Raw genomic sequence first — 19,889 nt, forward strand, 5'->3', positions numbered from 1 at the left:
AGAAGACAGAGCGAAGCTTTGACTTCTCTTTTATTTGTATTTTTAATTTTGAACAATTTGCGCTGAAAGCTCCAAAATCAGTTTTTATAATCAGAATTACGGCTCAAATTCAAAATTTATTGTCAAAAAAAGTTAACATTAACTTAATAATTCTAGAAATCTTAACCAAGTTATTTTTCCATAGCTTGTAACAAGAAATCATACTAATTCATGAAAATATTAGCATATTCTCGTGAATTAAAGGCGGGTTAAACAAGATTTTTAAAGATGAAATGGCTTAGCTACTTTATCTTTTGGTATAACTTTAAACTTCGCTAAAAACTAGAATCTTAGTAAATCAAACCCTTTGAACTCAAACGTCATGGCTCGACAACTCAAAAACATTGCACCGCATGGTGGTCAACTGATCAACCGCATGGCTACAGAAGCCCAAAAAGAAGTTTTTTATAGCAAAGCTGACCACTTGCCGATTGTGCAATTGACTGAGCGATCGCTCTCCGATCTTGAGCTAATAGCGATCGGTGGATTTAGCCCCCTAACTGGTTTTTTAGGCAAAGCTGACTATGAGTCCGTAGTTTTAAATATGCGTCTCGCCAATGGCTTGCCTTGGTCAATTCCAATCACATTACCTGTCACTTCTGAAGTTGCTGACACCTTAAGCGTTGGTAGCCTTGTCCGTCTGAATGACCCCAATGGCGTATTCATCGGTGTATTAGAACTAAGCGAAAAATATAAATACGACAAACTTAAAGAAGCTATCCATGTCTATCGCACCAACGAAGATCGTCACCCAGGGGTCAAGGTAGTCTATGCCCAAGGTGATGTGTATCTGGCTGGTGATGTCTGGTTATTAGAACGTCGCCCGCATCCTCTATTTCCCACTTACCAGATCGATCCTGTAGATTCTCGCGAATTATTTATCGAAAAAGGTTGGCGCACCATTGTCGGTTTCCAAACTCGTAATCCGATCCATCGCGCCCATGAATATATCCAAAAATGTGCGCTCGAAATGGTCGATGGTCTATTCCTGCATCCTCTAGTCGGTGCAACTAAGAGTGATGACGTGCCTGCCGATGTGCGGATGCGTTGCTATGAAATTATGCTGGAGCATTACTTCCCATTAGATCGGGTAACTCTAGCGATTAATCCTGCGGCGATGCGCTATGCAGGCCCCCGCGAAGCGATTTTCCATGCTTTGATTCGCAAAAACTATGGTTGTACGCACTTCATTGTGGGACGAGATCATGCAGGTGTCGGGGACTACTACGGAACCTATGACGCTCAACATATTTTCTATGAATTTGAAGATGGCGAACTAGGAATTATTCCTCTGATGTTTGAACATGCTTTCTATTGCAAACGCGCTCAAGGTATGGCAACCACGAAAACAAGTGCCAGTCTTCCCGAAGAGCGAGTCCATCTCTCTGGTACAAAAGTCCGCGAAATGCTCCGTCGTGGCGAATGTCCTCCTCCTGAATTTTCCCGTCCTGAAGTAGCTGCCGAACTGGCGAAAGTGATGCACAAAATGGCGATCGAGGAAGCTTCTACAGGCTTTGAAATTTAAGCAGTATGTACTCAAGTGCGGGATAAAAGCTCAAACCTGTTTCAACGGGTTAATTGGCAGTATTCTTCAGTCCGCTAGAGCATACTTGAGGTTTTAGCCAAGAACTCTAGTTCTTGGCTTATTTGTGGAAATTATAATGAGATCAAATGGAAAATTTATGAATCCAGAACTAGAAAAAGAAATAAGCAATTTACGAGCTTTAAACCTAACTCCAAAACAGATAGCGCGTAAGTTGGGTCTAAGACCATCTGAGGTTACGGCTATTATTCAGAACCAAGCTAAACAGGTTGCGCTTGCACTAGATAAAAAAGGGGAACTAGCCCCAATCGCGAAGTGCTTAGCTAATAAAAATATGATTCAGGAACTGTTACAGCCAAAATCTAAAAATTGGTTTGGTCTCAAAAGCAAAGAGAAAGATCTGGACTTAGATTCTGGTTCTAGTGGTTTGGGGCTTGTTTTGGTAGCTCGATCTGTATCTAACCGATTTCGAGTTTGTTCTTATCTGGTCGATTACTGGTGCTTGGGTGTGAAAGATGCGATCGGTCCGCGACAGATGGATCGGTTCAAATATGAACAATTTCTTCACCATGCTTTCCAAATGTATCCTGAGGGATATGCAGAAATAACGCTACAGCAAGCTCAAGACATCGTTTTCGGATCGGTAGAATATGCTGAAACACTTGGACTAAAGCCACATTCTGACTTTGTCGCAGCACGAGATCACCTTGGAGAGTGGAATGACAAAACCGCTCTTGAGTTCGGTCGTGATGGAAAGCCATTTTTTATGGCTGGCCCTTACGATAACGTGAATAAGATTATGCGTACCCTTACACAGACTGTGGGAGAAAATAACTTTAATTTTGTAACTCCACTTGATGGCAATGGTTACGGCTCCCTTAATTGGTAAAGCTTTTATTTGTAGTGGTTATGAAAGTAGTAGCTGTCACATAAAAAAAGTCGGTGCACTGCACTGACTTTTTTATGTGCGATCGCTAATTGACTTTTGTTCTTTTTGCGATCGCAGTTCCTTAGCTTTAATCCTCTGCCAAACTTTAAAGCAAGCATAAGCCATTAATATCGTACTAATCGCTGCATAGGTTCCACCTGCAGGCATTCCTGAAACCGCCATCGCAATACTCCCAACCCAAAGGGTGAGGGCATAGATAAATAGAACGGTAAGCCGTTTAGAAACGCCTGCTTGGACTAAGCGATGGTGTAAATGCTGCTTACCAGCCGTCATCGGTGATTCACCCCGACCAATACGCTGCACAATCACAGCCGTCGCATCCACAATCGGCACAGCTAAAATCATATAAGGCATAATCAGAGCCACCGTCGCTACTGCCTTAACTAATCCGATGACGCTCACCCCAGCCAGCGTAAAACCTAAGAAATAAGCTCCACCATCGCCCATAAAGATTTCTGCTGAGCTTTTAGGCTTGAAGTTGTAGCGCAAGAAGCCTAAACATCCTCCAGCGAGTGCCGCCGCAATCAGCGCCGCCGCAGGTTGCTTCATAAACAAACTAGTAATTAAAATTACAGCAGCAGCGATCGTGGTTACACCAGCCGCAAGCCCATCAAGTCCATCTAGCCAGTTGATTGCATTTGCCATCCCTGACAGCCATACCATCGTAATTGGCAAGCTGAACCACCCAAATTTAATAATGCCGATAAATGGCACTGAGATAAAGTCTATTCTCACACCCACGCGCCATGCCGCAGCCGATACTGCTAACTGAGCTATTAAACGCGGTAATGGCGGTAAGTTAAACAGGTCATCAGCAAAACCAATCAGGAAAAAGGCTGCGCCACCGATAGTTACACCCCAAACTTCATATTCTCTGGTTTGCGGTAGAATTCCAAAATATCCACCTGCCCAAACTAGCAGCAAGGCGCTGACACTGCCCAGAAAAATTGCTACCCCACCAACACGCACAACTGGGGTTGTATGCATTTTACGGTGGTTAGGTTTGTCTACTAATCCTGCTTTAAGTCCCAAATGGCGAATAATTGGCGTACTAAGCCAGACCACGATCGCAGATACTGCAAAGGCGACCAAGTAAGGAATGGCAGTTGGATGCAGCATTACAAGAATAAAATTAAGTACTGGAGTTGGGCAAATTTATGCTTGCAAGCATAACACTGGATCGGCTAAACGCAACTATATTAAAGCATTAAAGCCAAGTTTAAAGAGAGTGCTAGACACTCTCTTTAAACAATAATTCTCATTATGAACCCGATTTTGGGATTTCCAGCGCCTTCGGCGCTGGAAATCCCAAAATCGTTTTTTTGAAAGCCCACTGTCGGCGGGCTTTCAAAAAAACGATTTTTATAATGAGAATTGCTGCTCTTTAAATTGGCTTTAATATCTGGTCAAAAATCATGTTAAGATTAAAAGCCGTGTCAAAAATTTTGATCATCAGTAAACGTTAGGCATTAGTTCATGAAAGTTGTTAGCTCCCTCAGATCGGCAAAAACTCGCCATAAGGACTGCAAAGTTGTACGTCGTCGCGGCAGAATTTATGTCATTTGCAAATCAAACCCAAAGTTCAAAGCTCGTCAAGGATAATCAACGATTTTGCGTTATTTATCAAGAAAGAAAAAGCCCGTCATATGACGGGCTTTTTCTTTCTTGATAAATATAGCTATATTCACCTGTATCAGGACAAATCAAAACCCAGATAGTGTGAGGCGGCGCTTCGCGCCGCCTCACACTATCTGGGTTTTATGTCCTAACAAGAATGGCGACAGCTATAACGCAAAATAGCTACGCCATTTTGTGTTTTTAAAACCCTTATGGGGTTTGGTTTTTAATTCACAAAAGTGTTGTCACACTTTCGTGAATTGGTATTAATACGAAGAGATTCAGCACGAAGTGCTGAATCTCTTCGTATAGATTGATCCTAACGAACGCGCACTGCAAACCTAACAAATCCATAGGAATCAATAGGAGTACCTGATCCTGTCGCAAAAGGTACATCTGTAGTCGCACCAAGTCGGACTAAGATTGCCCCATCAGGATTTGTGCTTCCATCGTTACATGGAGCAGGTGCATTCGTAACTGATACATTTGTGGCTAAAAATTGACCTGCATCTGCATCTGGCACATTGTTGAGGGCGACTTTACCCGGCCCAGTTGAGGTTGTCGGATCGGGTAAAATTGCCGCCGTGCTGTCCCATCCCAAAACAATTCCATTACCAACCCCATAGGTGTCAGGCTGAAAAGTTGTATTGGTAGGGATGCGATCGCATAATTGGACATTTCTTGCAGGTCGTCCGCCATTGGAGAGGAAATAGATTGTATATTCTATTACATCATTTGGTTGAACTGAAGGTGCATTGATTGCGCCTCTCAAATATTGAGTATTCAGAGAAGGCCATCTAGCGTCACTATCGTTAGATGTTGCGGTAGGTGTGTCACTGACAAACCCATTAATATTAGTCCCATTAATCGCAGTAATCCGTTTAACTAAGTTGAGACTAGACGACAATCCAACTGTTACATCTTCGCCAGTATTATCAATGTAAGTGACTGTTCTCGTTCCACCAGTTGCAGGATCATTATAAGTAGCTGAAGCAGGGTTATTGTAAGTTCCATTCGCAACTCCTGCGTCTACATTAACCGTAAACTGAATTTGTACTGAACCACCACCAGGAATCGAAAAAGTACCCCAAGATAAGTTGCTTGTTCCTGCTGTAGGCGCAGATGTAGTAGGACGTGTTGCACCTCCTGACAAAGTAATCGTAGGTGCGGGAAGAGCTGCAAGAGTAAACCCTGCGGGTAAACTGTTGTCGTTGATCACAACATTATTTGCTGTGGCTAAACCTGCACCATTACTAACAGCAATTGTGTAGCTCGCTGTACCACCGGGACTTGTGGTAGGTGTACTAGTAGTTTTTACAACTGTTAAAGCAGGAACACAAGCTGCACCAGAACTAGCTCCAGGGATAACACCAACTGCAAGTGGTACGGCTAATCCAGTTCCAGCTACAGCCCCATTATTGGGGTTAGCTGCAATACCAGTAACACCTGCTATACCCCCTTGTAGGTCAGCTGTCACACCAGGATTAGAAACCACAACACCGCCGCCGCCACCGCCGCCTGGACCATGCGGGTCGTTGAATATCGCACTACCACCATTACCGCCCCTGACGTTAACTGTGAGCCCAGTAAGATTGTTACTCAGTGCAGAGACTAATACACTACCGCCAGCACCGCCGCCGCCGCCGCCATCTCTGGTTACAGAACGAGCATTTGCACCATTAGCACTGATCGTTCCCGCATTACTTACCGTATTGGTTCGTAACATTACTAATCCACCGCCCGATGCGCCACTGCTAAATAAGCCACTGAGAGAATCATCTGTATCAGGTGGCGAAAAAGAACCATTGTTGGTTGTTCCTGCACCACCACCACCACCAAGTACTAGAAGATTGGTAGCCGCAGGAAAAGGCGCACCGCCAAATCCACCTGTTGGTAAGTTAGAAGACCATGCTCGGCCACCAATCCCTCCAGAGCCGCCATTACTACCACCACCACCTCCAGAATTTTGATCGTTACTATTGCTATTACCATCAGTACTTCCCCCGCCTGCATTTCCAGGAGAACCTCGACCATAACTGCCATCGGGATAACCTTCATCAGTGTTATCAACCAGCAATAAAGTTGTTGGATTAATTACAAATCTTGGCGTTCCTGCTATACCTTCTGCCTTAGAGCCATTTTTATCCAATGTTGAAAGAGTTCTGTAATCAGTATTGGGACTAACAGCACCATTGAGTAACCGACCTCCTCCACCTCTAAACCCTCTGCCATCCACATTGATACTACCCGTTAGATTTAGGTTACCAGCGACATCATAGGCGACGATTGCGCCTGTGTTGCCATTCCAAAATGATGACGTAGCAGAGCCTAGGGTGGCACTGGAATATTGTGGTACGCGCACCACTTGATAAGTCTGTCTGCCTTGGGTCGCCGTTGCTGCCGAGCTAAAGTAACTGTTGATCAGCCCCCCGCCATTAGTTCCTGTAATGGGAACTGAACCTGCGGCTACTGGACCAGTCGCTACTACATATTCATACCTACCAGCCGTACCGCCAGTAAACCCACTAGCCCCATTGGTAGGTTGTGTGCCTCCTGCTACTAAAGCTGGAACATCTCCACCGACACCATTCCCATAAGCATCGGTATTAGTAGAGTTGATCGTGGCATCCTGCATTTGAATGATCAGTAATAGATCTCCAGCAGTGATCGCAGTGGGAGCGCCATTAACATCTATAGCTCCAACGGAAATCGAGGTAGCTCCTGCTGTGGCTGTGCCTATCCCCGGATAATAAGTGTTAATCACTCCCGCAGGAGCGCCAACACCGTCCTTACCAGGGACTGCACATAGAGCAGGAGTTGCCTGAGCATTAACTGGCTCTATGAATGATGGGAGTGAAATTTTACTTGAAGTGGCAGAAAAAAAGACTTGAGAAAATGGGATAGGAAAGAAGGAAAAAAATACAAATAAGCAAGCTAAAAGTAAGGGTAGCCACTTACGACGGTAAGTAGTAATTAGCTTTTTTATGGACTTTTCTATATTTATCGGTAGATTGAATCGTGGATTCATATTAATGACTTTCTATGCTTAAAGGATATATGAAAGAAGACTGAATTTCAGTCGCTCATTATTGTTCTCTTAGTTCTCAATTTGCAAATCTTCCTTCTGTGATTCAAAGCGAATCTCGACATCGCGCACATCGGTAAATTCAATTTCGACACGCCGATCGCGGGCATAGTCAGTAACTTGATTACCCTGTGAGGCGCGTTGGGTTTCGCCAAGCGATCGCACGGTCATCCGTTCAGAAGCAATACCCTGTCGCATTAGGTAATTACGAACTGCCCGCGATCGCCTAAAGCCCAGTTCGCGGTTGTAGGTCTCACTAGCTCTAGGGTCAGTATGTCCTGAGAGGGTAATCATAATTGTGGGATATTGCTTTAATACATCAGCGATCCGATTTAGGACTTTAGCGCTGATAGGGCTGATTGCATCACGATCTAGCGCAAAGTGAATTTGCCGTGGCACAGATAGCACAATTGGCTCCTCTGGCGGTGGGGGAGCTTGGACAATCTGAGGGGGTGTCGTACATGCGGGAATAGTTGCATCGACCTTTGCTAGTTCAGGAGCCGACAGATCGGGATTAACGATTCTGGCATTGAAGGCTGGCTCAGAAGTGCCGTACTGTGGATCAGTGGCGATCGCGCTAATCGTATCGCCAACTTGGAGATTATTTAAAGAGGCAGCAAATTTACCCTTAGCATCAGTCTTGACCGTGGTCAGATATTCACCAAGAGAACCATAGGGCAGACTGAGATCCACTTTGTCAGCGACACGATATATGTCTACTTCAGTATCAGGATCAGCCGTACCATCAATATTGACTTGGCTCGGACTAAACATCGGAAAAGTTGTCGCTAAAAAAGTCGGTGCATTGATCGCTCCATTAGCGGTATCTACGCGCCGAAAATGAGAATCACGGGGGCGATTAATGCCGTCACCTGTAATGAAATCGCGAGTATTCACATGGCGCTGAGAAATCAAGTCAATACTCAAGCCCTTGAGAGCCGAAAAAGTATTTTTGCGAATTAGATTGCGATCGCTTTTAGGATAAGCAGCGATCGCTACACCTGCACCACGTTGATTGCGAATTTGATTATTTGTAACTTGATGATCGTTGCCCATTAAATAAATGGCGGCGTAGTTGGCACTGCGATCGTTAAACAAAATGCGGTTATCTTCAATGGTGATCGCGCCTTTAGGCTTGAACAGATAAACGCCACTGCCATCATTAGCACAAAGGATATTTCCCTTGATACTTAAGTTGGCAATTTCACCTTCGAGATAGATCCCGTGAGGCATTCCATCAAAACCATTGCTAGTAATTGCATTTTTGAGAATCTGCGTTCCTGTTGCTTTTACCGATGTGACGATGCCACTACCCTCGTGGTAAGCAATACGATTGCGACGGATCAGCGTATCAGTACTATTAAATAAATAAACCCCAAAACTAGAGGGTTGTTTGGGCATTTTGCCTGTGGGCGTAATGCCCAGCCAGTTAGCTTCGAGAATGACACCTTGAGGGGGAAGATTGCTGTCATAGAAGGGCGAAAATTTGGCGGGTTGCTGTTGCTGTGTGGTGTCGGGCGGTGGTGCTTGGTGGGAAATGAAAATATCGGCGGATGGTGTGGTGGTTGGGACGCTCTCGATCGCATTAAAGCCATAGATACTTAAGCCCTTGATCGTCACGCCATCAGCAACAATGGTCAAACCTCGGAAAATTTCCACACCATCGGCGGGAGAAATCTCCACAATTGGTTGGGGAATCGCTAGCTCTTGGGCAAAGGAACTTTGAGAGTCATAGCCTGCTTGAGTCGTACCGTCAATAGTCAGGTATGGACTAGTAAGGTCTGGTAGAGGCTTGCTTAACAAAATCTTGGTGCGATCGCTAGGCAAATTAAAGCCAATCTGTGAACCTTTTTGATTAACTAAGGGCTTCACCTGAGAGCGTTCAGTATCACTAAGCCGTTCAAGGGTAAGGCTACCATTGGCGATCGCCACGGCTTCGCGCAGGGTTAACTCGAGATCGGGTTGGATGTCACCATCGCGATCGCTATTTACAATAATTTGGTATTTGAGAAGACTGGGCGAAGTGGTTTGGGTAGTGTTTTGGGCGATCGCCAGATTGTCATTTGCCCTAAACATTTCGATAGCTATACCAGAGAGACCGATCAACCCGATAGAACTAATCAATGTAGCTGTTAATTTTTGGCTGGTTACTTTTTGCATAGTTCCTAGTTCTTTAGATTTGAGAGTTGATCGGGATCGATCACAAAGCCGCTTTTCTCGGTAGTGCTAATTCCCATGGCTCGCAGGAGTGCTGTTACCGTATCACCTTCACTAGTCAACAAGAAGTTAAACGCGGTGGCAAGACGGCGGGTGGCTCCATCCGTAGGATTGACATTGGCTGGACTATTCGCAGAATTATTCACGGTTAGTTCATTACCCAATAGCATACTTACCAGTTGCGTTGGTGAGGCTTCAAAGGCATAACTCCAGAGGCGATCGCGATCATCCGATGGGAAAGCAGGATCGACAGGTCGAGCGATCGCCAGCAAGAACGAATCGACGGTTGGCAATTGGGTTAACAAGGGGCTAAATTCAAGATTGGGGATTTGAATAGATGTATTAAATACTGGATTGAATTGAGGATTAAGTTGAGAATCGGGAATTGCACTTTCCAGCCAATTGGACAAGCGGCGATCGGCTTCTAACAAAACCGCCAAGGGCGAAGTAGAAGTATCGGCAGTTGCCAAGGGGACAGGAATAGTGGTAGCACTTGCCTGAGAAGTTGATGGGGTGGTTGGGGTTGTCGCAATATTAATATTGCTCTCATCTACATTCAATGAGATATAAACTTGCGAATTCCCTGCTTGATTGGCTCTATTAGAACTTAGTAAAATGCGATCGGAACTCACACCCTTATCCAGTAGATAGCTCCTGACAGCAAGTAATTTAAATGTTTCTAGATCCTGTCCTGACACAGCACTGAAGGCTGAGCTAGTCTGAATCTCAAACATCAAATTAGGATTGGTATTCAGTCGCTCAACCATCCGATCCAGAGTGGCATAGCTCAAGTCTGCAATTTTACCGTCGTTGCCCACATCCACACCTACAGAAATATTAGGATTTGCGCCACTAATATTCGAGGGACGATTAACAGGTGTGGCATTAGCTTGCAAAGTGGATTGAGCATTGGGCAAGATGCTTTGCAAAAATTCGGTTGTCGGCGAATTGGATGCCATCGTTTGCAAACGGGTAGCGATCGCATTAAAGACATCGGCTTGACCACTGAGCGCAAAACTAACGGGGGTAGCATTGGCCGTACTAGCTTGATTAGAACTGTTGGTGCTAGCAATACCACCTAAGGAGCGTAAGGTCATCTGCGAGCTTGCGACACCACGTTCAAGTAAGTACTTTCTCGCCGCCATCATGCGATTTGCAGCCAGATTATCACCTGAGTTCATCTCGGCAAGTGAGCCAATATGTCCTTGGATGTCAATGGAGAGATTATTATATTCTTTCAAGACTGATGCTAAGTTTTCTAGAATCGCAATATCTGATACTGCTAACTCTGTACTCTTGCCTTGACGACCCTCTTTAAAGGTCAGCGATCGCGCTACATTTAGGCTGATGATTTGAGGACTAGGGGGAATGGCTGCCGCTAGTTTCTGCTCAGGTTGTGGTGTTTTAGCCACTGGTGCTACAGGCTCAACAGGCTCTTGTTGCTGGCGTGGAGGAGTCTTTTGCAAGCCAAAGCCATCAAACAACTCGTTCAACTTCACGGTGATGCCTGCATATAGACCACTTGCCGATCTGGAACCATTAAAATCGCGATCAACATTAACGGAACCACTGCTATAACCAGCCGCTAAGCGTAGGTTAGGAGTGAGGAAATAGCCAACTTCGCCGACTAATCCTAGTTCACTGTAGCCTGCGGTTGGTTGATTGAGAAATCTAGTTTCTCCCACTAGTTCGACGTTATAGCCAAGACGATAGGTAACTCGAAATTGCGATAAATTGGTACTAGATACACCTGTGAAATCACGGGCGATCGTGGTGGTGCTATTACGGAGGGCAAGCTTGCCATAAAATTCCCATTGCCAGTTAGGAGCATAAATTGCTTCTAGCGCAAGGGTGTGATCGGCATAGCCACTACCGCTACCGATCAGCAGTGACTCAGGGACAATACTGGGGTTTTGGCGATATTCATAACGTAAGAGAACGTTGAATTTGTCATCTTCAGGATCGCGATAGGCAAGCCCGACCTTGAGATTGGAGATCGTTCCCAATCCAGAGATTAATTGATTGGCTGCACTTGATTGCTGATAGTTAAACAGCATCGTCAAAGCAGGAGAGAGCTTACCCAGAGCCGCAGCCGTAAACACGGTACTAGTAGTATTACTGTCGCTACGATGTTCAAATCTAGCACTTGCCTTGAAGTCAGGATTATCTGTATATTCCGCCCCAATGTTGAAGCTGCTGCCGTTTTGGAAGGTCAGGGCGCTAGAGGATTGACCAACCGCAAAGGGCTGTAAAAATGATGTTCCTGTAGTTGTAGCGGTAGCAAAACTGCCAAATATATGTTCATAACCAAAACTCATGCGTAGTCCTGGTAATATTTGCCAGCGCTGATTAATACCCAATGCACCTTGAGTAGATGCGGCATTGTTCGCACCACCAATCACCGAATAACGTCCTGTAAAGGTAGTATCAGTGCCGAGTTTATACTCTCCCAACAGATCGGCACTGGTGATGGCATTGCCTGCTAGAGGTCCTGAATGGAACCATTGCTGCCCCAATCTTGCGGTCAATCCTTGAACAATTGTCCAATCTAGTGCGAGAACACTGCGATCAGGAATGACAGCATCGGAGCTTGCGGAAAGGCTTACTTCATTTTGGGCTGTCACTCGCAGATTATCGGCAATTGGCACACTGAGACGCGATCGCAATTGGGTGGAGTTACTCGATAAAACATTGGGGATTTGGCGATCTTGGCGATCGCGATATAACACATCTAGATTCAGTAGTGCTGCACCGATATTTTGCTGCACGCCCAAACTAATTGTGCGAAGTGAATTATTTACTAGCGATCCAGGGATGGCTTCTTGCCTCGTATTGAGAAGATCGGCAAGGGTCGTCAATGGACGTGGCGCAATACCCACATTGTCTTCTTGGTCATAGCGAAATTGCAGGCTAGTTGTGGGACTGATCTTGGCACTTAAATTTCCTCCGTATCGAGTTTGTCCTGGCACGAAACTAATCGTGGCATTATTAGCAAAACCTGTTTCCGCCTTACTGTAATAGAGCTTACCGAGAATACCTGAAGCAATCTCACTGTTTAACTCAAAGCGCATTGCTGAGCCGCTCACGTAGCCCAAGATCTCCGAATCATTTTGCGATCGGGCATATTCAGCAATTAGTTGAGTCTTCTCACCAAAGGAGATGAGGGCATTCGCACCATACAGAACAAAATTGCGAATGCCGAGACTTTCTTTAAAATAATTTGCACCAATCCAACTAGGCTGACTTTGACTGCGGTTGAAATGATAACGTAGCTGTCCACCATAAAGACTACTGTCACCACCGACCTGCTCATTCTGATAAGTAACGACTATTTGACGACGTAAAAGTTGTCCAGCATCACCCAGTTGGGTTTGCAATAATGGCTGTCGAAATAGAATGGAGCCATTGTCATAGTTAATATCGTAGTCTTTGCCACGGATTAGCTCTTGGCGCGAGACTACTGTACCTGCACTAAAGAAATCGATTAATTCGATAGTTACATTCTCACTACCATTGATTAACAAACGTTTCGAGAGAAAGTAAGTGCCACTCGTGCCATTAGGGGTGATCGTGTCGCGCTGAAATCCTTTGCCAACGTTGCTATAAAAGCCCGTAATTTGCAGATCGCCTAAATTAAAGTTCCCTTTGAAACCTTGCAATTGCCTTGAAATCGCACTAAACTGCTGCGATCGCGTGGCGAACTCTTCTGTCCCATAATTACCCCACATGAAGTAATCAGTACTTGCACCCTGCACAGGCGAATTACGCTCAAAGCGCAAAAACAGGCTGTCATAGGATGGCGTTGTGCGAGTTACGCTAGAGCTATCACCATAGACAGGATATTGTTGATCGCAATATTTTTCTGTGCCAGCTAAGCTGCTATTGCCAGCACAGTCTTGATTAAGAGTGCGGCTGTTATTAAATGCACCTGTAAATAGCCATTCTCCAACACGTCCAGTTCCAAATACCGCACCATATAGGTCAACTTGAGTACGATTGTCGCGATCGGCAGGCAAAAAGTCCCGCAAGCTGCGATAGAAGTCAGTTCCTCTTGCGCCAACCCGCAGATCAATTACTCCAGTCACCAATGAAGGGCGCAAATCAGTTTCAAACTGAACCTGCGTAAAAGCTTCCATTTGAGCGTTAACCGCTCGAATTGTCACTGTTCCTGTCTTTAATCCCGATCGCAACTGGGTTGAGAACTTCCCTTGTTTAGCTTCAACTTGAAAGCCGGGCTGTTCTGACGAAGCATCAGTACCAATAAACGTACCTTCACTAGCTTCAAGGGTGACTAATGCATCCCAGTTGGAACGATTGCCATCTTCATCAACTAATTGTCCATCAACTGTCACATAGGAACGCCCATCCGCAGGAACTTTCGATTCCAACGTACTCACAACTAATTTAGTGGGAGCGCCACGAACTTTGAGATTGATGGAACTAGAAGCTGATTCAGAACCGATCGCTCTTGCCGTAATCTGGTTGTCACCTGCCTGCAAAGGTACGCCATACCATGTTTGCGTGATGGTTTTATTAGTTTCATCTAGTTCCGATCGCCCAATTGAACTAGGATCAACAGCTTTTCCATTTACCAAAAGCTCAATCCTAGCATTGCTCGGCATTTGGATGACTACGGTCGCCGCAGGAGCATCCAAAACAGTGCCAACCGTAGGCGAAAGAATAACGATGCGCGGAGATGAGTTGTCAGATGGATTAGGAGTATTAGCAGTTTTCGGAATATCGGTAACAGCCTCAGAAGTCTTGAGGGTGCTAGGAACTTTCTCAGTAGATGAGGATTGATCTAGTTGTTGAGAATTTTTACTCTGATTAGGTTTTTCTCCAGTCTGACGATCCGTTTGACTAGTTAAGTTGTCTTTTTGCTTAATGTCTGGATCATTTTTGATGTCAGTAACTAATTCTGCTTTGACCATTGCTGTTGTCAGTAACAACATGATCTGCGGCAAAACTAAAATCCCTAACTTTACAAGAGGTGCAGAAGTGTTTTTCATTACTTTGTACCTTCCTGTTTTGTATCGCTTATACCACGAGCCGCAGGGGTGACTGCAAAGTTAACCCGCCCTAATGCTCCAGGAGCAAGTCGCACTAAACGAGATTGGCTATTACGCTCAATAAAATACAAGTTAGGTGCAAGGGTATATCCTGGAACGGAAGTTAAGTCGAGTGCTAAAGTGCGGTTACCAGATAGAACACTACTGAGAGAGTAAAGTCCATTCGCATCAGTCACTATTCGATTACCATCATCCATATAAATCACTGCATTCGGTACGCCTGGTTCACCGGGTTGCTGTTCGCCATCAAAGTTTTTATCAACAAATACTCGTCCAACTAAGGTTCCACAATCGGACAAGATCCCTGGACGAATTCGCATCAAATGTGATACAGGCCCAGTACGAACGATTCGTCTGTTATCAGTACGTGTACCTGATATAGAGGCTCGGTTAATCCCACTTCCACGAATCGCATCATTGGTAACCTGTGCAGCATAGACAATATTAAGGGGAATATTGTCAGATGCTATAGGAAGTGCAACATTGGGGCGGAAAGTCAAGCTGCGTCCATTCCGTTCCACGGTTACATTAACTGCATTGCCACCAAGCTCAGCACGAACTGAACCATCAACATATTGGAAGCCTAGTGGTAAATCGTCGCGAATTTCGGGATTATTAATCAACGTAGTTGACAGATTTCTAGCATTTAAGCGATAAACAACAATATCGCCTGGCTCTGCTGCGGCGCGATCGCCTGTTTTTAAAAGTTGAATTGCTTGAGCTTCGCAGGTCGCAATATCAAGATTATTGATGGCTACAGCTAAACTTAAACCTACAGTTTCGGCATTAGCGATATTAATAACCCCATTTACAGAGGTAGCTGCATTCGTAGCTGAGATCGGTTCGCCATCTAGGGCTGTAGCAGTGTAGCTAACAATATTACCACTGCGTGCAGTAATGGTAATTCTGACCCTTCGTTCGGCAAGGGGCGAGGTTGCGGGTGGCTTTACCGCTAAAATGTATTCTCTCCCAACATCAACTTGACCACGGCTGACATCCAGCAAAAAGTTGAATCGACCCTGATCGCTATTGACCAAGACGAAGGGATTAGCGTTAAAGAAATTGGGACTGATACCAACTGCTTGTTTTGTCCTAGGTGGCACTGTAGCCGTTAGCGAAACAGGTAAACCAATATCACCAGTGGAATTCAGTAATTCATACAAGCCCACACTGAAGCCCGTGTAATCTGGTAATAGCCCCCCATCACAGGAGGTCAAAGTACCAAATGGATCAACTAGTGGGGGGACTATTGGTATAGTTGATGCTTGAAGTACAGCAGAAACTCCAGTAAAGGTAGAAATTACATTTTCTGGATTGGTGTAACTATAGCTGAAGGTCGCAGTATTCCGAATCTGAGTAGTTGTCTGAGCTGGTTGCGCCAAACTAGATTCGCATACTTGAAAACTTCCAAACAGAACTATGGCAGTAAGGCTTAAACTGTTTCGCAGAAAATTCTGTTTTATTGCACAATTTCGAGTTTTCATTTCCAACAGTTAACCTTAAAACCCTGTAAATATTTTCAGAGATAGAATCCGCACTGTGACGTAGTGCAATTCATAAATTTTCTTATGCTAAAGCATATTTAACGAATGCGAACTTTATAGGTTGCGTAGGCAACTGTTTTCGCCGAGAAGTTATCACCAAATCTCCAGCGAATGTGAGTGTACATGCTTTCTGGCGCTGGACGGGTGACAATTTCTCCATTTTCTAGCTTGACGCGAATTGTGGGCTTTTCAGTGTAAGTTTTACCGCCATCAATGCTGTAGTCTAGTTTTGCACCTTCCACGTTTGGAAGAGTTGCTGAACCTAGGACATAAACTGAACCTTTGGGAATTGGTTGATTGACGACTAACTTTTTGATTTGCCGATCGCTAGTATTGCTTGCAGTTACAACATAGCGAATGGTTTCTCCTGGACGGAGTGACGCATCAGTGGGCAGTGGTTTCCAATCAACGCGCCCAGAAGCTGTAGCAATAATTGATTGCCTTTCCGCAGCAAGTTTTAGTTGCACTGGGGATTCTTGCTTAGCCGTTTGCGCGATCGCAGGGTCACTATTTTGCAAGCTAGCTAGGCTTGGCATTACAGTAGCAAAAGAGATAGAAGAAATAAGGGCGATCGCACCCAAACTGGTTATATTTATACGTTTCATTTGGCTTACCTGATTTATAACAATCAACAAACAACAAAGATCAACAGTAACTACTAGCAAGATCAAGTAATGGGGATTCGATTAGGTTCAGTCAATCTGAACCTAATCGAATCGATAAATTCAATCAACTACCTATCTGACACGACGTTGGAACGTGAAGGTTCCATTAGCTCCTGGAGCTAATGTGGGAATACTGTCGAGATATCTAGTGACATTCACATCTGCGGTTGTTGTAGCCGTTGCACCGTTAAAGAAGGTGATAACAGCACCAGCAGTAGCATCTGCCGCAGTATTAGCCACGTTGAAAGTAGTAGTAGCCCAGTTGTTAGTACCAGCCGCACCATCTTCGGTAATGACGATGTTGTTCGCATTCAAGATCACATTCCCAGTGCCAGATGCAGGTGTGGAAATGTTACTGTAGGTGATCTGATACAGGATAATATTGCCTGGAGCAGGAGTTTTAGGGTTACCATCTAGGATGCCATTTGCACCTGCTACTGGTGCTCCAGTAGTTCCATCCAGAATCTGAGAAGCCTTAACGAGATTCAGGTACCCAGTATAGACACGATCCATCTTGATGTTGAATGGATTGTCTTGAGCTAAGGATGCTACTGTTGGGTCTGCCCCTGTCCCATTTGTAGTCCTCTTGAACGTAGAGCCATCACCAGTATTGCTATTTACGTAGGAGACAATTGGCACAGAATAACCAGTTGTGACAACAGAACCAGCAGGGAGATCAACAGTAACTGTATAGTTTTGAGAACCTCCAATTCCTAATGAAGGAATGATAATTGGTGTAGCAACAGCGTCTCCTGTTCCTGCTGCATTGGGACCACTGGATGTTAGTGCAAAACTAGTATTGGCTGAGGTATATGTATAGAGAGCAGTACGACCACCAAAGGAGATTCTGACAATCGTGTTATCGGGTAAACCTGCATGATTTGGAAGGTTAGTTAAATCATAAGCTTGAATTTGTCCTGCTGTAGGCGTTAAGGTGTTGTTAACAGCTTGAGCAGCCAATCTTGCTGAAATTGGCTCCAAAGTCACGTTGTCCAACTGGTTAGTGTTGGTTGCAGGGTTTTGAACCGTATTGGTAAATGTAACTGGTAATGGATCGTAAGTACTTCCAGGTGCTCCTGCTGCACCAGCAGGGACATCGGTTGCCGACCTATTCACAAAGTCGGTTTGAGCAGTTCCATCTGGACCAAGAGCACCAGGTACTCCTGGAGGACCATTCAAGATAATCCCAGCAGGATTGATTGTGAAGACGTTGGCTTCACCACCAGTACCAGTACCTTGGTTGTTGTTGGCGGGATCACCGATCGGGTCAGTACCGTCGGTAGCGGGGTTAGCAACACCAGTGGGAGAAGTTGCGGGTGTGGTGATCGGAGCTGGGGGTACACCTGCTTCATAGTTGTTGGGATTCTGGTCGCCAGACTCGTCATAAACTAGAGGATTGGTCGGACTGATCAGGCCGGGCGTAGATTGACCAAATACTTGGGCAATGTTGGCAATAGTGACGGGAACAGCGGCGACACCAGTCGTAATTACGCGGAATTGGAAGCCAGTGGGATCTGTTACTGTTGTGGTTCCTGCTGGTAAAGGTCCAAGGGCAACATATCCAACTCGGGTTACACCAGCAGCAGGGACAGCACCAGTTTGCCAGTTTTGCCCTACAGCTAGAGGTCCAGTGGCCGTAGCGACCGTGCTATAAACCCTTGTCCAAGTGACTCCACCGATGGTTACAGTAGCAGCTCCAAAAGTATTATCTAGAGTTGTTTGAGCAGGAATTGCATCAGAGATTAAGATCCTATTCGCAGCAACACCATCAAGAGTAATAGCTGTAGGTAATAATGGCGCGGGAGTAATGCCTGTAGTACCTGCAGGAGGGGTATTCTCAACTCTCAAATCTAAACGGTATGTGAGTTGGTCATCGGTGAGTGCGGCAGTTCCAGCAGCATAAGCAATGCGAGTCTTCAGGACCGTGGCTAATGCAAGGTTATTAACTGCTGTCGCCAAAGGCACTGTCGTGAAAGCTGCCGCTTCTCGAACACCGTTAACTGGCGCACCTGGGTTACCAGTAGCAGGGTTGATCGTGTACACATCCGTAGGTAACGCACCAGCTTGAGTTTGGTTTTGAGTTCCTGCGCTGTTGTCGTTAGCACCAGTATCACCAAGTCTCACTGATACTGGGTTGCCTGCGACTGTTGCTGTGACTGTCACGGGCACTTGGACTCGGATCGTACCGTTAGGAGGAATAGTGCCATCAAATGCAGCAAGCGCTGGAGTGGCTTGTACAGCAGTTATAAATGCAGCAAGATCGTTTGTTGCTATACCACCTGCGGGAATATCTACAGGCGTAGTCAGGACAATGCCATTAATTTCGGTGACGGTTATGGTTCCTTGTGTTCCACCTACAACCGTTGAAGTGCCAGGAATATTAATGGCGGTGACATCGTTTCCAACGTTAGTGATTAGGAAGTTGTAGTTAACAACATCATTAGTGGTGACACTACCACCGTTAACATCAACGATACCAGCAGGAACGGCTGTCACACCTGCCACTTCAGCTACTGTAGCTGTGACTTCATTTGATGTTGCGTTGATCGGTACACCAGGATTGTTGGGATCTTCGTAAGTACCTGTAGCTGTGTTTCTGATAATTGTCCCAGCAGGAGTGAGGGGTACAACCTGAGCGGAGGCTAATAGTGGGAGTAGTAGTGAAACACCACTTCCTGTCAATGTTGCTGCTATCAACCGATAGAATGAAGATTTTGATTTGTTTTTGGGACTATGTTTAAGCATATCGGATTGATTTTCCTCACTAAAAAAAAGCAACAACGTGTTTCGTTACAGGTAATGTTTTGACAAAATATTACCTATCTGTTAGATAGCAGCGATCTATCAGTAATTAATTTAAGTAGTTGATTTTTTAACTAAAATTTGACAATAAAGTACCTGAGATTTCGATTTGTTGCATCGAAATCTGAAAGCATATTTCCAAATAATAGAATCAGCCTACATAGGGTTATTTGAATATTAAGACCAGATATTTAGAAACCTCTCCCAGATGCTAAATATCTTGGCAGTTATTCAAATTAAGTTGTGTTTATGCAGTTATTCCATATTAATGACGGATGATATCTACATAAACTTACTAGCGAACGTATACGTATATCTCACAAAAGAGTTAGATATTACAAATTTAATTTTCACTACGT

Annotated in this window: 10 protein-coding genes; 3 read left to right on the forward strand and 7 right to left on the reverse strand. The window is 44.9% G+C overall.

All coding sequences use genetic code 11. The features are described 5' to 3' along the window. The first annotated feature begins 361 nt into the window (after window positions 1-361). The gene (sat, locus tag VB775_RS05705; protein WP_281006576.1) at window positions 362-1,564 is read left to right on the forward strand and encodes a sulfate adenylyltransferase; all 1,203 of its coding nucleotides are present in this window, start codon (window positions 362-364) and stop codon (window positions 1,562-1,564) included. A gap of 157 nt (window positions 1,565-1,721) precedes the next feature. Continuing rightward, window positions 1,722-2,471 (forward strand): hypothetical protein, encoded by a 750-nt coding sequence (locus VB775_RS05710; RefSeq protein ID WP_281006577.1) that lies wholly within the window; start codon window positions 1,722-1,724, stop codon window positions 2,469-2,471. A 72-nt stretch (window positions 2,472-2,543) separates the two neighbouring features. Here the strand turns inward: VB775_RS05710 and VB775_RS05715 are convergent, their stop codons facing one another. Beyond that, the gene (locus VB775_RS05715; RefSeq protein ID WP_281006578.1) at window positions 2,544-3,650 is read right to left on the reverse strand and encodes a glycosyltransferase family 4 protein; all 1,107 of its coding nucleotides are present in this window, start codon (window positions 3,648-3,650) and stop codon (window positions 2,544-2,546) included. Between the two features lie 357 nt (window positions 3,651-4,007). Here VB775_RS05715 and ykgO point away from each other — a divergent pair, with 357 nt between their 5' ends. Next, window positions 4,008-4,133, forward strand: coding sequence for a type B 50S ribosomal protein L36 (gene ykgO, locus VB775_RS05720; protein ID WP_094534052.1), 126 nt, complete (start codon window positions 4,008-4,010; stop codon window positions 4,131-4,133). A 334-nt stretch (window positions 4,134-4,467) separates the two neighbouring features. Here the strand turns inward: ykgO and VB775_RS05725 are convergent, their stop codons facing one another. The 6 genes from VB775_RS05725 to VB775_RS05750 all read right to left on the reverse strand — a co-directional run bounded on the left by VB775_RS05725 (window position 4,468) and on the right by VB775_RS05750 (window position 19,473). Further along, on the reverse strand, window positions 4,468-7,176 hold the full coding sequence (locus VB775_RS05725) for a beta strand repeat-containing protein (RefSeq protein ID WP_281006579.1): 2,709 nt from the start codon (window positions 7,174-7,176) through the stop codon (window positions 4,468-4,470). 69 nt (window positions 7,177-7,245) lie between these two features. Further along, window positions 7,246-9,393, reverse strand: coding sequence for an OmpA family protein (locus VB775_RS05730; RefSeq protein ID WP_281006580.1), 2,148 nt, complete (start codon window positions 9,391-9,393; stop codon window positions 7,246-7,248). Between the two features lie 5 nt (window positions 9,394-9,398). Then, window positions 9,399-14,459, reverse strand: coding sequence for an OmpA family protein (locus VB775_RS05735; RefSeq protein WP_281006581.1), 5,061 nt, complete (start codon window positions 14,457-14,459; stop codon window positions 9,399-9,401). Beyond that, window positions 14,459-16,003, reverse strand: a complete 1,545-nt coding sequence (locus VB775_RS05740) for a DUF11 domain-containing protein (RefSeq protein ID WP_281006582.1) — start codon at window positions 16,001-16,003, stop codon at window positions 14,459-14,461. Before VB775_RS05740 ends, VB775_RS05735 begins: the two co-directional genes overlap by 1 nt. Before the next feature lie 98 nt (window positions 16,004-16,101). After that, window positions 16,102-16,668 (reverse strand): hypothetical protein, encoded by a 567-nt coding sequence (locus tag VB775_RS05745; RefSeq protein WP_281006583.1) that lies wholly within the window; start codon window positions 16,666-16,668, stop codon window positions 16,102-16,104. Between the two features lie 132 nt (window positions 16,669-16,800). Further along, entirely contained in the window at window positions 16,801-19,473 is a 2,673-nt protein-coding gene (locus tag VB775_RS05750) for a beta strand repeat-containing protein (protein ID WP_281006584.1), read from the reverse strand. Between the last annotated feature and the right edge of the window lie 416 nt (window positions 19,474-19,889).

The organism is Pseudanabaena sp. CCNP1317 (assembly GCF_034931345.1).
GTDB lineage: Bacteria > Cyanobacteriota > Cyanobacteriia > Pseudanabaenales > Pseudanabaenaceae > Pseudanabaena > Pseudanabaena galeata.

Excerpts from the sequence above, each read along its gene's own strand:
- sat (WP_281006576.1), top strand. The coding sequence starts at position 362 with ATGGCTCGACAACTCAAAAACATTGCACCGCATGGTGGTCAACTGATC.
- VB775_RS05710 (WP_281006577.1), top strand. The coding sequence starts at position 1,722 with ATGAATCCAGAACTAGAAAAAGAAATAAGCAATTTACGAGCTTTAAAC.
- VB775_RS05715 (WP_281006578.1), bottom strand. The coding sequence starts at position 3,650 with ATGCTGCATCCAACTGCCATTCCTTACTTGGTCGCCTTTGCAGTATCT.
- ykgO (WP_094534052.1), top strand. The coding sequence starts at position 4,008 with ATGAAAGTTGTTAGCTCCCTCAGATCGGCAAAAACTCGCCATAAGGAC.
- VB775_RS05725 (WP_281006579.1), bottom strand. The coding sequence starts at position 7,176 with ATGAATCCACGATTCAATCTACCGATAAATATAGAAAAGTCCATAAAA.
- VB775_RS05730 (WP_281006580.1), bottom strand. The coding sequence starts at position 9,393 with ATGCAAAAAGTAACCAGCCAAAAATTAACAGCTACATTGATTAGTTCT.
- VB775_RS05735 (WP_281006581.1), bottom strand. The coding sequence starts at position 14,459 with ATGAAAAACACTTCTGCACCTCTTGTAAAGTTAGGGATTTTAGTTTTG.
- VB775_RS05740 (WP_281006582.1), bottom strand. The coding sequence starts at position 16,003 with ATGAAAACTCGAAATTGTGCAATAAAACAGAATTTTCTGCGAAACAGT.
- VB775_RS05745 (WP_281006583.1), bottom strand. The coding sequence starts at position 16,668 with ATGAAACGTATAAATATAACCAGTTTGGGTGCGATCGCCCTTATTTCT.
- VB775_RS05750 (WP_281006584.1), bottom strand. The coding sequence starts at position 19,473 with ATGCTTAAACATAGTCCCAAAAACAAATCAAAATCTTCATTCTATCGG.